General features: G+C 70.8%; 15 protein-coding genes and 1 pseudogene. 14 read left to right on the top strand and 2 right to left on the bottom strand.

Features of this window, described 5'->3' with window-relative positions:
• Together FNH04_RS28845 and FNH04_RS28840 are read left to right on the top strand one after the other, a co-directional pair.
• A partial coding sequence (locus FNH04_RS28845; protein ID WP_152788714.1) for an ROK family protein occupies positions 1 to 621 on the top strand: 621 nt, incomplete at its 5' end.
• 102 nt (positions 622 to 723) lie between these two features.
• Entirely contained in the window at positions 724 to 1830 is a 1107-nt protein-coding gene (locus FNH04_RS28840) for an NAD(P)/FAD-dependent oxidoreductase (protein ID WP_322724131.1), read from the top strand.
• A gap of 61 nt (positions 1831 to 1891) precedes the next feature.
• Here FNH04_RS28840 and FNH04_RS28835 read toward each other — a convergent pair.
• Together FNH04_RS28835 and FNH04_RS28830 are read right to left on the bottom strand one after the other, a co-directional pair.
• Positions 1892 to 2047 (bottom strand): annotated as a pseudogene (locus tag FNH04_RS28835) (protein-L-isoaspartate(D-aspartate) O-methyltransferase); the annotation flags it as partial.
• Between the two features lie 190 nt (positions 2048 to 2237).
• Positions 2238 to 2879: an HAD family hydrolase gene (locus FNH04_RS28830; protein WP_322724127.1), complete on the bottom strand. Its 642-nt coding sequence runs from the start codon at positions 2877 to 2879 to the stop codon at positions 2238 to 2240.
• 161 nt (positions 2880 to 3040) lie between these two features.
• On the opposite strand from FNH04_RS28830, the gene FNH04_RS28825 reads away from it, so the two are divergent.
• The 12 genes from FNH04_RS28825 (at position 3041) to FNH04_RS28770 (ending at position 13166) form a co-directional block, all read left to right on the top strand.
• Complete coding sequence (locus tag FNH04_RS28825; protein ID WP_228031667.1) at positions 3041 to 3523, top strand: DUF7919 family protein; 483 nt, start codon at positions 3041 to 3043, stop codon at positions 3521 to 3523.
• Between the two features lie 198 nt (positions 3524 to 3721).
• The gene (locus FNH04_RS28820; RefSeq protein WP_322724125.1) at positions 3722 to 4198 is read left to right on the top strand and encodes a hypothetical protein; all 477 of its coding nucleotides are present in this window, start codon (positions 3722 to 3724) and stop codon (positions 4196 to 4198) included.
• Between the two features lie 399 nt (positions 4199 to 4597).
• Positions 4598 to 5791 carry a glycogen synthase gene (gene glgA, locus FNH04_RS28815; protein ID WP_152788711.1) on the top strand — a complete coding sequence of 398 codons (1194 nt, stop codon included), beginning with the start codon at positions 4598 to 4600 and terminating at the stop codon, positions 5789 to 5791.
• Positions 5792 to 5919: 128 nt separating this feature from the next.
• Positions 5920 to 7185, top strand: a complete 1266-nt coding sequence (locus tag FNH04_RS28810) for a low temperature requirement protein A (RefSeq protein WP_152788710.1) — start codon at positions 5920 to 5922, stop codon at positions 7183 to 7185.
• Complete coding sequence (locus FNH04_RS28805; protein WP_152788709.1) at positions 7182 to 7649, top strand: nuclear transport factor 2 family protein; 468 nt, start codon at positions 7182 to 7184, stop codon at positions 7647 to 7649. The genes FNH04_RS28810 and FNH04_RS28805 overlap by 4 nt, the downstream gene beginning before the upstream one ends.
• A 124-nt stretch (positions 7650 to 7773) precedes the next feature.
• Positions 7774 to 8220, top strand: coding sequence for a nuclear transport factor 2 family protein (locus FNH04_RS28800; RefSeq protein ID WP_194236848.1), 447 nt, complete (start codon positions 7774 to 7776; stop codon positions 8218 to 8220).
• Complete coding sequence (locus tag FNH04_RS28795) at positions 8220 to 9248, top strand: ankyrin repeat domain-containing protein (RefSeq protein ID WP_152788707.1); 1029 nt, start codon at positions 8220 to 8222, stop codon at positions 9246 to 9248. Before FNH04_RS28800 ends, FNH04_RS28795 begins: the two co-directional genes overlap by 1 nt.
• A gap of 97 nt (positions 9249 to 9345) precedes the next feature.
• Positions 9346 to 9654, top strand: a complete 309-nt coding sequence (locus FNH04_RS28790) for a muconolactone Delta-isomerase (protein ID WP_152788706.1) — start codon at positions 9346 to 9348, stop codon at positions 9652 to 9654.
• 96 nt (positions 9655 to 9750) lie between these two features.
• Positions 9751 to 10452, top strand: a complete 702-nt coding sequence (locus FNH04_RS28785; RefSeq protein WP_322724123.1) for an SDR family NAD(P)-dependent oxidoreductase — start codon at positions 9751 to 9753, stop codon at positions 10450 to 10452.
• Between the two features lie 298 nt (positions 10453 to 10750).
• Positions 10751 to 11233: a nuclear transport factor 2 family protein gene (locus FNH04_RS28780; RefSeq protein ID WP_152788705.1), complete on the top strand. Its 483-nt coding sequence runs from the start codon at positions 10751 to 10753 to the stop codon at positions 11231 to 11233.
• Between the two features lie 102 nt (positions 11234 to 11335).
• Entirely contained in the window at positions 11336 to 11863 is a 528-nt protein-coding gene (locus FNH04_RS28775) for a nuclear transport factor 2 family protein (protein WP_152788704.1), read from the top strand.
• A 49-nt stretch (positions 11864 to 11912) separates the two neighbouring features.
• Positions 11913 to 13166: an MFS transporter gene (locus FNH04_RS28770; protein ID WP_152788703.1), complete on the top strand. Its 1254-nt coding sequence runs from the start codon at positions 11913 to 11915 to the stop codon at positions 13164 to 13166.
• Positions 13167 to 13168 lie beyond the last annotated feature (2 nt).

The following is a 13168-nucleotide window of genomic DNA, read 5'->3' as shown; positions in this document are numbered from 1 at the left end:
GCCCCCGGTGATGACCCCGCCACCGGCGAGATGGTCTTCGTCCTGCTCGGCGAACGCCTCGGCGCCGGGGTCATCACCGGGGGCCGCCTGCTGCGCGGCCACCACGGCGCGGCCGGCGAGATCGGTTTCATCCACTTCCCCGGCACCACCGGATCCGACGGCCCGGGCCTGCCCCCACTGCCCGCCACGACGATCCGCGAGGCGGCAATGACCGTGGGCGGTAAGGAGCCTGACCCAACCTCAGGCGGCCCTGTCCCTGGCATGGCCCCCTCTGACGCGGTGGCCGCCGTGCAGTCGTACGGCCGACGCCTGGCCGAAGGCCTCGCCCCCGTGCTCCTCGCCCTCGACCCGGCCCTGGTCGTCCTCGGCACCGGACTCTTCCCGGACGCGGCCCTGCTCCCCGCAGCCGAAACCCTGCTGACGGCGGCTCAGCACCACGCCGACGGCCTCCTCGTGGACTCCCCGCGCTGGCGCCTCTCCGCCCTGGGCGACGACGCCGTCCTCACCGGCGCGGTCCGTTTCGCGCTGTCGTCGGTCGAGGTGGTCCTCCGGACTCGCCCGACAAGCCTTCCGGCGGCGCGAGAAACCTCGTTTCACAAAACTCACACAAAGCTTCGATAAAACTTGAGATTTCAAGCGTTACGCTCGCCGACAGTCGAGTGGCCGCGGACGACCCACCCGCCGCGGCCCTCGCTTCCCCCCACAAGGCACAGGAGACTCGGCGTGCATGACGGCGACGTAGTGGTGATCGGCGGCGGTTACGCGGGTATCCGCCTGGCGAAACGGCTGGACGCGACCGCGCGGGTCACGTTGCTGGACCGCAAGGAGGTCTTCTTCCACCGTATCGCCTCCCTGCGGGCCGGCGTTCACCGGAAGTGGACGGTGACCCCCTTCATCCCGTACGACCGGCTGCTGCGCAACGGCCGTGTGGTAACGGGCAAGGCGGTACGGATCGACACCACCGAGCGGCAGGTGGTACTGGCCACGGGGGAGCGGCTCCCGTACGACGTGGTGGTGATCGCCACCGGCGCCGACTACCCCGAACCGGCCCGCTTCATCGGTACCACCACCGAGGAGGCGACCAAGTCGTTCGCCCGGCACCAGCAGACCATCGCCGACGCCGGCCACGTCCTCGTCGTCGGCGGCGGACCCTCGGGCGTCGAGCTCAGTGCCGAGATCCGGCTGGCCCGGCCGGAAGCCCGCGTCACACTGGCCCACTCCGGGCCCACGCTGCTCCACTCCACGGGCAGCGAGCGGGCCGGCCGCAAGGCCCGCGCCTGGCTGGAGGCCCATGGCGTGGAGGTACGGCTCGACTCCTTCATGTCCCCCGGCAACGACTTCGGCACCTATCGTGACGCCCGCGGCAACCTCATCGAGGCCGACCTCTCGTTCTGGACGACGGGCACCTCGCCCAACACGTTCTGGCTGCGTATGGCCGGACACAGCGACTGGCTGAACGAGTCCGGGCATGTGAAGGTCGACCGGACGCTCCGGGTCGAAGGGCGACGGGACGTGTTCGCGGTCGGCGACGTGAACGACGCCAGCGAGCTCAAGATCACTCCCGCCGCGCTCGCCCAGGCGGACCTCGCCGCCTGGAACATCCGCGCGTACCTGCAGAGTTCGGGCAAGCACCGCAAGGAGCCCCGCTTCTACCGGTCGATCCACCGCACCCCGCTCATCGTGCCGTTCGGCCCGTCCGACGGGGTGACCATGCTGCCCGTACCGGGCGGCGAGACCGCGGTCCTCGGCGGCCGCACCACCACCCTGGCCAAGGCGAAGACCCTGATGACCCCGTACATAAGGCGCCAGCTGGGGTACACGGCGGCCTGAGAGGGCTCGATCGGGTGCCGTCGGCCGGGGAGCGGAAACTACGTCAGTGTCCGCCCCTGGCTCAGACCTGCCAGGCCAACGAGGGGCGGTCGAGCCACGCGTACTGGCTGTCAGCCGTGACGGTCAGCCCGAACCGCTCGTAGCCGGGCTCACCGCAGACCCGCCACCAGGCCAGGGCCGCGTGCACCTCGTCCCACAACCTGCGCGGCCCGGACTGTGAGCCGCTGCTGAGTCATCTTCGGGCGGACGACACTGCGGTAGTAGGCGATTCGCCTGCCTACCCCGCTATGTGTGGCGGCGGGCATAGTGGCTCCAGTTCGGGGCGTCCACTCCGAACCGTACCCGCGCCGAGACCCAGCGTGTACAGGAACGGCCCCACTGCCTTGGCTGGTGGGGCCGTTGGGCTGTCAGCCTGTGACGATCTTCGCCAGCTGTGCGAGGCCGTCGATCCGCCAGTCCGCTGCTGCGACGACCGCAGGATCATCGGCCCAGAGATGCCCCCACGGTCCGCGGCGGACATGTGCCGCACGCAGCCCGGCCACCTTCGCGGGGACGACGTCGTTGGCCGGGTGGTCGCCGACGTACACGGTCCTGTCCGGTGCTGCCTGCGCCGCCTCCAGCACCCGCGCGAAGAAGCCCGGCGCAGGCTTCGCCACCCCCCAGTCTTCCGACACCACGATCAGATCCGCAGGCAGGTCCAGGCCACGCAGCAACTCACCCGCCCGGGAGGTCTGGTTCCCGGCGATGATCACCCGGACACCGAGCTCACGGAGCTGAGACAGGGCAGGGCGCACGTCGTCGTACAGGTCGCTCTCGTCCAGGAACTCGCCACGGCCGGCGGCTTCGCGTGCCGCGTACTCGGCGGCGATGTCGATGCCGGGCCGGATCAAGCGGAGGGCGTCGGCGTTGTCGCGACCCTGGGCAACCACGGCACCGACGAGCGCCGAAAGGGTGTGGCGCGGGATGCCCAGCCAGTCGGCCCACGATGTCCAATAGCGGTCGTCACGGGTGATGGTCTCGCCGACATTCAGGACGATGGTCTCAATCACCTGGGAGGGCCTACGACTCCACAGTGCTGCCCGGCGGCGGATTACGCGGCCGGGGCAATCAGTGAAAGCCCCGCCTGACGGTAGGGTGCCCGTCACCTTGGGAGGTCAGCTGGGCTACCCGGCGACCTGAGTCACCCCCACTGGCGTGCCACCCTCAGCACGTGTTCTACGAGGACCTCACCGAGTACCGCTACCGCGCCGAGGACGAGTTCACCGACAGGGAATCGGGCTTCTTCGGGCTCAGTTACCGGCCCGCGTACACACGCCTGAACGTCGGATGGCTGGAGGCGGGCAGGCCGTACCCGGTGGGCCCGGTTCCCGCGGGCTTCGTCGAGAAGCTGAAGGCCGTTCAGGCCGTCCAGTGGATGAACGTCTGTCTGGGGACGCACGAGTGCGACCTCTGTCCGGTGGAGGAGACCGGGCGGCCGGAAGGGAACGGAGAAGTGCGCGTCCCCGGGCCGCCCGGGATCGCCTACGCCGCTCCGTTCCTGATCACCCACTACATCACCGCGCACGGCTACCGGCCGCCCCAGGTCTTCGTCGACGCCGTACTCGCCGTCGACCTCGACACGTGGGCCGCCGCCCGCTGGCCCGACGTTCCCTTTCCGTGGGTTCCCGAGGACGCGGAGAGGATGGAGGAGTAGTCGCGGCCACACGGCTGTCGGGCCCGTCTCGTGATAGGGCGTCAGCTGTGACACTGCTGTTGCCGGAACTGTGGGCTCCGTCACGGCCGGGTCGTGCCCGTGCTGTTGGACTCGGCGCATGTCGCCGTTATCGCGTGCCGTCATGGCCACCGAGTCCGCCGCGTTCGTCGTACGCCCGTTCCTCAACCGGCGGTCCTCGTGCTGCTGATCGTTCTGCTGCCGGCCTGCGTGGCCGCCGTCTTCGCCTTCGTCGGGTACGGTCTGCGGACCCTCGACCGTGAGGGGCTGCGCGGCTCGGGTCCCGGGCCCGGGCTCCGGGCCCTCGGCGCGCTCGCCGGTGCGGGCGCGGCAGCCGTGTACGTGTGGGGTCTGCTCCATGTGGTTGGTTCCGTCGTCGAGGCCGAGGACGGGGGGACGAACTCCTCGCCGATCCGGCCCTGCCGTATGCCAGGAAGGGAGGCGGACGTCGTCCACGTGGTCGACTACTCCGTGCAGTACATGCCCTTGCGGTTCGTCTGCGAGGACGGGGACGGTGACGGCTACGCCTCGGACGACGTCCCCGGGTACATCAACCCCGTTGTCGTGGCCCTCGCCCTGACCGGCGCGGCACTGGCCATCGCCGCCGGGTTCGCGTCGGAGCACCGTGCCAGGGCGGGTGGCGGCGACCGGTCGTAGCGAGGGCGCGTGCGTGGACCGTGTTCCCGTGGGAGCGACGGGACCGGGGGACTCCCACCGGCCGGGTGACCGGGTGACCGGGTGAACGGGTGACCGGTGATCGGAGTCGGGTGCGTCGCCGTCGCGCAGGCCGGCGATCCGATGCACAGGGCTGTGATCGTCTCGCTGGAGCGACGCCGGCCCGTTCAGTAGGGACCCATTTCCGTTCGAATTTGGCTAACGTGCGGCCCAGGACGGCAGCGATTCGTGCTCCGGTATTCCGCTGTCGTACGGCCGCGGGGTGCTGAAAAGCCCGGTCAGGCATTCCGCGGCCGGTCTGTCCCGGCTGCTTCCCGCTGTTCGGTGCGGGGCGCGGTCTTTCCCGCGTACGGATGAGAACCGCCGACTTCAGGAAGTCAGATGAGGACACGCGTCGATCTGCTCACCAAGGAATATCCGCCGGAGGTCTACGGCGGCGCCGGAGTCCATGTCGCCGAACTCGCCAAGGCGCTGCGGGATTTCGTGGACCTGCGCGTGCGCTGTTTCGGCGCGCCCCGGGGCGAGGAGGGCGTGTCTGCCTATCGCGAGCCGTATCTCGCCGAGGGGGCGAACACGGCGCTGCGCACGCTCGGCGCGAACGTGGAGATGGCCGCGGGCTGTGCCGGTGCCGATCTGGTCCACAGCCACACCTGGTACGCCAACGCGGCGGGGCATCTGGCCGCGACGCTGCACGGCGTGCCGCACGTGGTCACCACGCACAGTCTGGAGCCCCTGCGCCCGTGGAAGGCCGAGCAGCTCGGCGGCGGCTACGCGCTCTCCTCGTGGGTGGAGCGTACGGCCCTGGAGCACGCGGACGCGGTGATCGCGGTCTCGCACGCGATGCGTGAGGACGTTCTGCGGGTGTACCCGGATGTCGACCCCGACCGTGTGCACGTCGTGCACAACGGCATCGACATGGCCGCGCACCGGCCCGACCACGGCACCGCCGCCCTGGAGCGGTACGGCGTCGATCCGGGGCGTCCGATCGTGCTGTTCGTCGGCCGGGTCACCCGGCAGAAGGGGCTTTCGCATCTGCTGCGAGCCGCCTTCGAGCTGGATCCGGAGGCCCAGCTGGTGCTGTGCTGCGGCCGGCCGGACACGTACGAGATCGCCGTCGAGACGGCCGCGCTGACCGACGAGCTGAGCGTCTCGCGCGACGGTGTGGTCCGTGTCGACGGGATGCTCGACCCCGTCTCGCTGCGTCAGCTGCTCACGCACGCCACCGTGTTCGTCTGCCCCTCGCTGTACGAGCCGATGGGCATCGTCAACCTGGAGGCGATGGCCTGCGGTACGGCCGTGGTGGCCACCGCCACCGGGGGCATCCCCGAGGTCGTCGCCGACGGGGAGACCGGTCTCCTCGTACCCGTCGAGCAGGAGCAGGACGGCACCGGGACCCCGCTCGACCCCAAGCGCTTCGCCTCCGACCTGGCCGCCGCCGTCAACCGGCTCGTCGCCGATCCGGGCCTCGCCCGGACCATGGGTGCCGCCGGCCGGGCCCGGGCCCGTGAGCGGTTCGGGTGGGACCTGGCGGCCCGGCGGGTGCACGACGTCTACCAGGGGCTGCTGGGGAGCTGAGCGCGGGCGCGGCGGCTACCACATGGTCGCCGCCCGTAAGGGCGTGTCCGGCGACCCACCGTCCGACTTCTTGGAGTCTCAGCGAAGACTTTGACCCGCTCACCCCGGCAGCCGCTACGTTCGCCGACATGTCGGACGCGCCCTTACGCACAGAAGGTGTCTGCCCGGACACCCGCACCCGTCCGGGTGGCTCGGCGCACTCCACGTCGGCCGCTCAGGGGGAAACGCGGGTCACCACCCTGGAGCTCTTCTTCGACCTCGCCTTCGTCTTCAACTTCACTCAGCTGGCCCGGCTGCTGAGCCGGGACATGACGCCCCGCGGCATCGTCCAGGTCCTGCTGATCTTCTGGCTGCTGTGGTGGATGTACGGCGGCTACGCCTGGCTGACCAACCACCTGCCGCCGCACCGCAAGCGCCACCGGCTGCTCCTGCTGCTCGGCATGGCCTCGTTCCTGGTCCTGGGGCTGGCCACGCCCAACGCGTTCCAGGGGGACGGCGTCGCCTTCGGTGTCGGCTATCTGCTCATCGTCACCGTGCACTCCGCCCTTTTCGCGTTCGGCGGGCACCGGGCGGCCCGGAACATGCTGCGCATCGCGCCGTTCCACCTGGTGGCCGCCGGGCTGATCATCGTGGCCGGAATCGTCGACGGCCCGGTCGTGTACGCGCTGTGGGCGGGAGCCGTGGTTCTGGAGATCGTGGCGCCGATGGTCACCGGGGTGTCGGGGTTCGAGCTGCGGCCCGGGCACTTCGTCGAACGGCACGGCCTGCTGATGATCATCGCCCTGGGTGACGCGTTCCTCGCGCTCGGCATCGGCACCGACGGCGAGCGGGCCGGTCTGTCCGTCGTGACCACCGCCGTGCTGATCTTCGTGATCCCGGCCTGCCTGTGGTGGGTGTACTTCGACGAGTCGGAGAAGGCCCGCCGGGCCGAGCTGGCGCTGGAGCGGAAGGACGCGCACGAGCGCTCCCGGCTCGCGCTGAGCGCCTTCTTCTACGCCCACGTTCCGATGCTGCTCGGCCTGATCCTGATCGCGGCGGCGGTCAAGAAGACCATCGTGCACCCCTTCGAACCGCTGGCCGTGGCACCCGCGGCGGCCCTGGCCGGCGGGGTCTCGCTCTATCTGGTGGGCATCGCCTGGTTCCACGGAATCCTCAAGATCGGCCCGCAGCGGTTCCACTTCGCGGCCTCACTGCTCGGCATCGCCGCCATCCCGGTGGGCCATCTGGCCAGCTCGGTCGCCGAGGTGGTGCTGCTGGGGCTGCTCATCGTCAGCGCCCTGTTCAGCGAGCACCGCTGGTCCCGGCAGATCGACCGGCTGGCACCGCACCTCCGTTCCACCGACGCGCCCACGCACACCCGTATCACCACCCCACCGGAGGTAACCCGCTCATGAGTTCCGTGGCCTACCGCCAGGACGTCATCGACGCCTGCACCCGCATGGCCTGGTACATCGACACGCGCGCCTGGGACGCGCTCGAAGAGGTGTTCAGCGACGAGATCCGGCTCGACTACACGAGCCTCAACGGCGGCGAACCCGCCGTTCTCACCCGCAAGGAGCTGATCGACGCCTGGTCGGGGCTGCTCGGCGGTTTCTCCGCGACCCAGCACCTGCTCAGCAACTGGCTCGTCGACGTCGAGAGGGACAAGGCGGTGGCCACCTCGATGTTCCAGGCCACGCACCGGATGCCGAACGAGCACGGCAGCCCGCTGTGGACGCTCGGCGGACGGTACCGCTTCGATCTCGAACGCACGCGCGGGGGCTGGCGGATCAACGGAGTGGTGATGACCGCCACGTGGGCCGACGGAAACCAGCACCTGCTGGCCCTCGCGGCCGAAAAGCAGTCCGAGAAGAACTGAGGTCAGGAAGTCAAGCACCCAATTCTTGTGGCCGCCCGAGCGAACCGAGAATCATTCCCCAGGTATGTCCACAAGTATTTCCGCGGGACCATGCGGCACCCTCAGGAACTGTCGAGGAGACGACATGAGCAATCTCTCTGAAGAGACCAGGAAAGTCGCCCAGCGGTGGTTCGACGCCCTTACCGGTGGCGATTTCGAAACCGCTCTCGACACGCTGGACGAAAACGTCGAGTGGATCAACTACACGCCGGTTCCCGGCTACAACGACGACATGAAGTGGATCGGCACCTATCGGGGCCGGGACGCCGTGCTCGGCACGTTGCAGATCTTCACCGGGGCCGTCGACGTGAAGTCCGAGAAGCTGGTCGACCTGGTGGTCGACGGCGAGCAGGCCGCCGGGGTGATCCACGAGGTGTCCGTGGTCAAGGAGACCGGCGTGGAGTTCGAGATCGAGTTCATCCAGTGGCTGACCGTCCGCGGCGGCAGGATCGTCCGCTGGAAGTCGTACACCGACCCCTCGCAGATCATCCGCGCCCTGCGCGGTGACAAGCCGGGCGAGGTGGCCGCCTGATGAGCGCCGAGCTGATCTCCGCCGTACGCGGCCGGGACGCCGCCGGGGCCGGGCGGCTGCTCGGCGCCGGCGCCGACCCGGACACGCGCGAGGAGGCCTCCGGGCTCACCGCCTTGATGATCGCCGCCGGGCAGGCCGACGCCCCGACCGTGCGCGTCCTCATCGAGGCGGGCGCCGACGTGCTCACCGGGGACCGCCGCGCGGGCGCCACCGCGCTGCACAAGGCCTGCCAGGGCGGCAGCCTGGAGGTGGTGCGCGCCCTCGTCGAGGCCGGTGCCTTCGTGGACGCGGTCGCCCCCACCACCGGGCACACCGCGCTGATGGACGCCCTCTGGTACAAGTACCCGGACATCGCGCGGTACTTACTGGACCGCGGCGCCGGCCTGAAGGTGTACACGCACTACGGCTTCTCGCTGGAGCAGCACTTCGAGTACGAGCTGAACGTCAACACCTTCGGCAAGGAGAAGCTGCTGGAGGCCGAGCGGTACCTCAACGCCCGCCGCGGCGGCGACGAGGAGGCGGTGGCCCGGCAGGAGCTGATGGCCGCCGTCGCCGAGGGAGACACCGAGCGGGTGCGCAAGCTGCTCGACGGCGGTGCCGAGGTCGACGAGCGGTACCCCAACGTGGGCGGCTTCAACGACAGCCACACCCCGCTGCTCGTGGCGTCCCGCGACGGCCACACCGAGATCGTCCGGCTGCTGCTCGCGGCGGGCGCCGACGCGAACGCGGTCGAGCCGACCTTCGGTGCCGTGCCGCTGCACAAGGCCGTCTACAACGGGCACGCCGACATCACCGCCGACCTCGTCCGCCAGGACGGGATCGACCTGGACTTCCAGGGCGCCACCAACGGCTACACACCGCTGCACGACGCCCTGTGGCACGGCTACGAGGACTGTGCGCGCACCCTCGTCGAGGCCGGTGCCCGGCTCGACGCGGTCGGGCACGACGGCAAGACCCCGCTCGACCTGGCCGCCGAGGTCTTCGGCGCCGACCACGCGCTCACCGCCCGGATCCGAGCGGCGCGCTGAGCCGCGCCCACACCTACCACCGAGCACCGACCACCGACCACCGAGCACGACCACCGACCACCGACCACCGAGCACGACCACCGACGGGAGTCGTCCCATGCTCTTCTACGTTCAGATGAAGTGGAACCACGAGGGCCGTATCTCGCTCGACGAGCTCTGGGAGCTGGAGCAGGAGGAGGCCGCGCACGCCCAGGAGACCGTCGACTCCGGCTTCTGCGTCGGCATCTGGAAGGTGGCCGCGCAGAAGCGCGTCATCGCGATCATCGACTCGCCCGACGCCGAGGAACTGGACCGCACCGCGCTGGGCCGGCTTCCGATGCGCGAGTACCTGGAGTTCGAGGAGGTCTGGCCGCTGCGGGACTACCTCGGCTTCGCCGAGGACGTCAAGCAGCGTTACAAGGTCTGACCGGCAGTAGGTCCGAGTCCGACCTCCAGCAAGGTCTGACCCCAGCAGGTCCGACCCCCAGCACGTAAGACCCGGCAAGTAAGAGGAGTCCCGCACGTGAGCCGGTCAACGACCCGCACCGCACTCGTCACCGGTGGCAACCGGGGTATCGGCCTGGAGACCTGCCGCCAGCTCGCCCATGCCGGGCTGGACGTCGTCCTCGCCGCGCGCGACGCGGAGCGCGGCCGCCGGGCGGCCCGCGCCGTGGAGCGGGCCGGCGGCCGGGTCCGGGTCGAGGAACTGGACGTCACGAGCCGTGCGAGCGTCACCGCGTGCGCCGGGCGGCTCGCCGGCGCGGGCGTCGAGATCGACGTACTCGTCAACAACGCGGGCGTCTATCCGACGGACGGGTTCTTCTCCCTCGACGAGGCCACCTTCCGCGAGGCGCTCGACGTGAACCTGATGGGCGCCTTCCACACCTGCCAGGAGTTCGTGCCCGCGATGACGCGGCGCGGCTGGGGCCGGGTGGTGAACGTCTCCTCCGGCCTCGGCGCTCTCACGGACAACGTGCCCTCGCCCGCCGCGTACGGCGTCTCCAAGGCCGCGCTCAACGCGCTGACGCTCGTCGTGTCGGACGCGGCGGGCCCGGCCGTGAAGGTCAACGCGGCCTGCCCGGGCTGGGTGCGCACCGACATGGGCGGCTCCTGGGCGCCCACCAGCGTGGAGAAGGGCGCGGACACCGTGGTCTGGCTGGCCACGCTGCCGGACTCCGGCCCCAGCGGCGGGTTCTTCCGCAACCGCAGCCGCATCGACTGGTGACCCCGGCACGCACCGCACCGTCCCGGCAGGCACCGCACCGCACCGTCCCGGCGCGCACCGCAGGTCCCGGCAGGCACCGCCCGTCTTGGGTTCGGACCGCTCGTCCCGGGTCCGCACTGCACGTCCCGCGCCCGCACCGCCCATTCCGGGTTCGGACCGCCCGTCCCGGGTCCGCACTGCACGTCCCGCGCCCGCACCGCCCATTCCGGGTTCGGACCGCCCGTCCCGGGTCCGCACCACACGTCCCGGGTCCCGCACCGTCCGTCGGGATCCGCACCGCACCAGAAAGGAGAAGAGGTTGAAACCCATCCGGTGGCGCCCGTCCCGGGGCCGCCTGACCGCGATCGTGCTCGTCGTGGTGGTCGCCCTGGGCGCGGCCGCGACCAGCAGCGACTACGTCCGTGCCGCCGCGAAGGAGGCGGTGCGCGGTACGGCTGACACCCATGACCAGGAGGCGATGTCCTCCCTGCACCCGGCGATCCGCGGCTATGTGGAGGCGGTGGACGCCGAGGACGTCGACGCGCTGGTCGCCGTCTTCGACGACGAGGGCACCGTCACCGACACCGGACGCGAGTTCCGCGGGCACGAGGAGATCCGTGCCTGGGCGCGCGACGAGGTGATCGGCGGCCGGCTCACCGTTCTGAGGAACACCCCGCGCGACGGTGGCTCCACCGTGCTGCTGCGCTTCGACCCGGAGGGGCTCCTCGCCGGCTTCCGGGCCAACTACACGTTCGAGGTCCAGGAGGACCGGATCCGCCGGGTGTCCATGGCCTACGCCTGACGCGCGGGCTCCAGGCCCACTGCCCACTGCCCACCGCCCACCGCGCGGCCCACTCGCCCCGCGGCCTGGTCCCGCACGCCCCGAGAACAGAGAAGGAGTGCCGTGAGACACCGCATATCCGTCAAATCCATCCCTGTCGTCCTGGCCGTCGCGCTGCTGTCCGCATGCTCCGGCACCCAGGACGAGACCGCAGACAAGCCCACCCTCAGCGTCGAGTCGGCGCGGGAGCCGCGGGCCGGCTCCGGCGCCCCGGCGGACGAGCAAGACACGAAGGAGCAGGACGACGTGGCGAACGAGAAGGGCGACGGCACCGGGGGCGTCGAGCCCGCAGCTCAGGCATACGTCGACGCGGTGGCCGCCAAGGACCTGGACGCACTGGTGGACGCGTTTCACCCGGACGCCCGGCTCATCGACGTCGGACGCGAGTTCAACGGACGCGAGGAGATCAGGGCCTGGGCGGACGCCGAGGTGATCGGCGGCAGGCTGACCGTGCTGAAGGACACCCCCAAGAAGGACGGCACCACGCTGCTGGTCCGGTTCGCGCCCGGCGGCAGCGGCGGTTTCGAGGCGAACTACGAGTTCGACGTGCGCGACGGCCGTATCGCCGAGCTCAACCTCCAGTACGCCTGACCGCCCCTGACCGCCTTCCCCCACCTCGACGAGTCGGAGAGGCTCACTCATGAGTACCGCCACCACCACGGGGCCCGGCGAGCGACGCGGCAAGATGGCGCTGGCCTCCCTGGGCCTGGGTGCCTTCGTCATCGGCACCGCCGAACTGGTCATCGTCGGCGTCCTCAACCTGATCGCCGACGACCTGGACGTGTCCGTCAGTACGGCCGGTCTGCTGGTCACCGCCTACGCCCTCGGTGTCTCCATCGGCGGCCCGGTCGTCACCGCGGCGACCATCCGCATGCCCCGGCGCGTCCTGCTGTGGGCCGCGCTGGGCGTGTTCGTCCTCGGCAACCTGGTGGCCGTCTTCGCCGGGATGTTCGGGCTGCTGGTGGTGGCCCGCGTCCTGTGTGGCGCGCTGCACGGTCTGTTCCTGGGCGCCTCCTCCGCGGTGGCGACCGGTCTGGTGGCCCCGGAGCACCGCGGTCAGGCCGTCGGCCTGGTCTTCGGCGGTATCTCCGTGTCGACCGTGCTGGGCGTGCCGCTCGGGACCCTGCTCGGGCAGAACCTGGGCTGGCAGGCCACCTTCGCCGGTGTCGCCGTCCTCGGTGTCGTCGCCCTCGCCGCGATCCTGGTGTTCGTGCCCGCCGTGCACGGCAGCGGTTCCGGCGGTCTCGGCGCCCAGGCCCGGCACGCCTTCCATCCGCGGGTGCTGGCCATGCTGGCGTCCAGTGTGCTGCTGATGGGCTCCCAGTTCATCGCCTTCACCTACCTCGCCCCCTTCCTGGAGGACGTCACCGGCGTCTCCAGCGGCGCGGTGGGCACGTTCCTGCTGGTCTTCGGTGTCTTCAGCGCGATCGGCACCTTCGCGGGCGGCCGTCTCGCCGACGTCAACGCCTCCGCCACCCTGTTCGTCGGCACCCTGGTCCTGATCGTCGCGCTGCTCGGCCTGTACGTCTTCCGCGGCAACCCGGTGCTCGTCGGTGTGGCCCTGGCCGGCTGGGGCGTCGTCGGCTTCGGCGTCACCCCCGCGATGCAGCTGCGTGTCATCTCGCTGGCCGGTGAGGGCGGCGACCTGGCCTCGACCCTGGGTGCCTCCGCGGCCAACGTCGGTGTCGCCGCCGGCGCGGCCGTCGGCGGCTGGGCGCTCGACGCGTACGGCGTGGCCGACGTTCCGCTGGTCGCCCTGATCGCGGCGGTGATCGCCCTGCCCGCGGTCTGGGCGACCCGCTTCCTGAAGGTGCCGGGTACGACGCCGGGCGCCGCGACCCCCGTACGGACCGAGAGGGAGGACGCCACCGCACCAGTGACCGCCCGGGGCTGAGC

The organism is Streptomyces phyllanthi (assembly GCF_009377205.1).
GTDB classification, from domain to species: domain Bacteria; phylum Actinomycetota; class Actinomycetes; order Streptomycetales; family Streptomycetaceae; genus Streptomyces; species Streptomyces phyllanthi.
The sequence above is the reverse complement of the archived record's forward strand: the minus strand, read 5'-3'. Positions and strand labels throughout refer to the sequence as shown.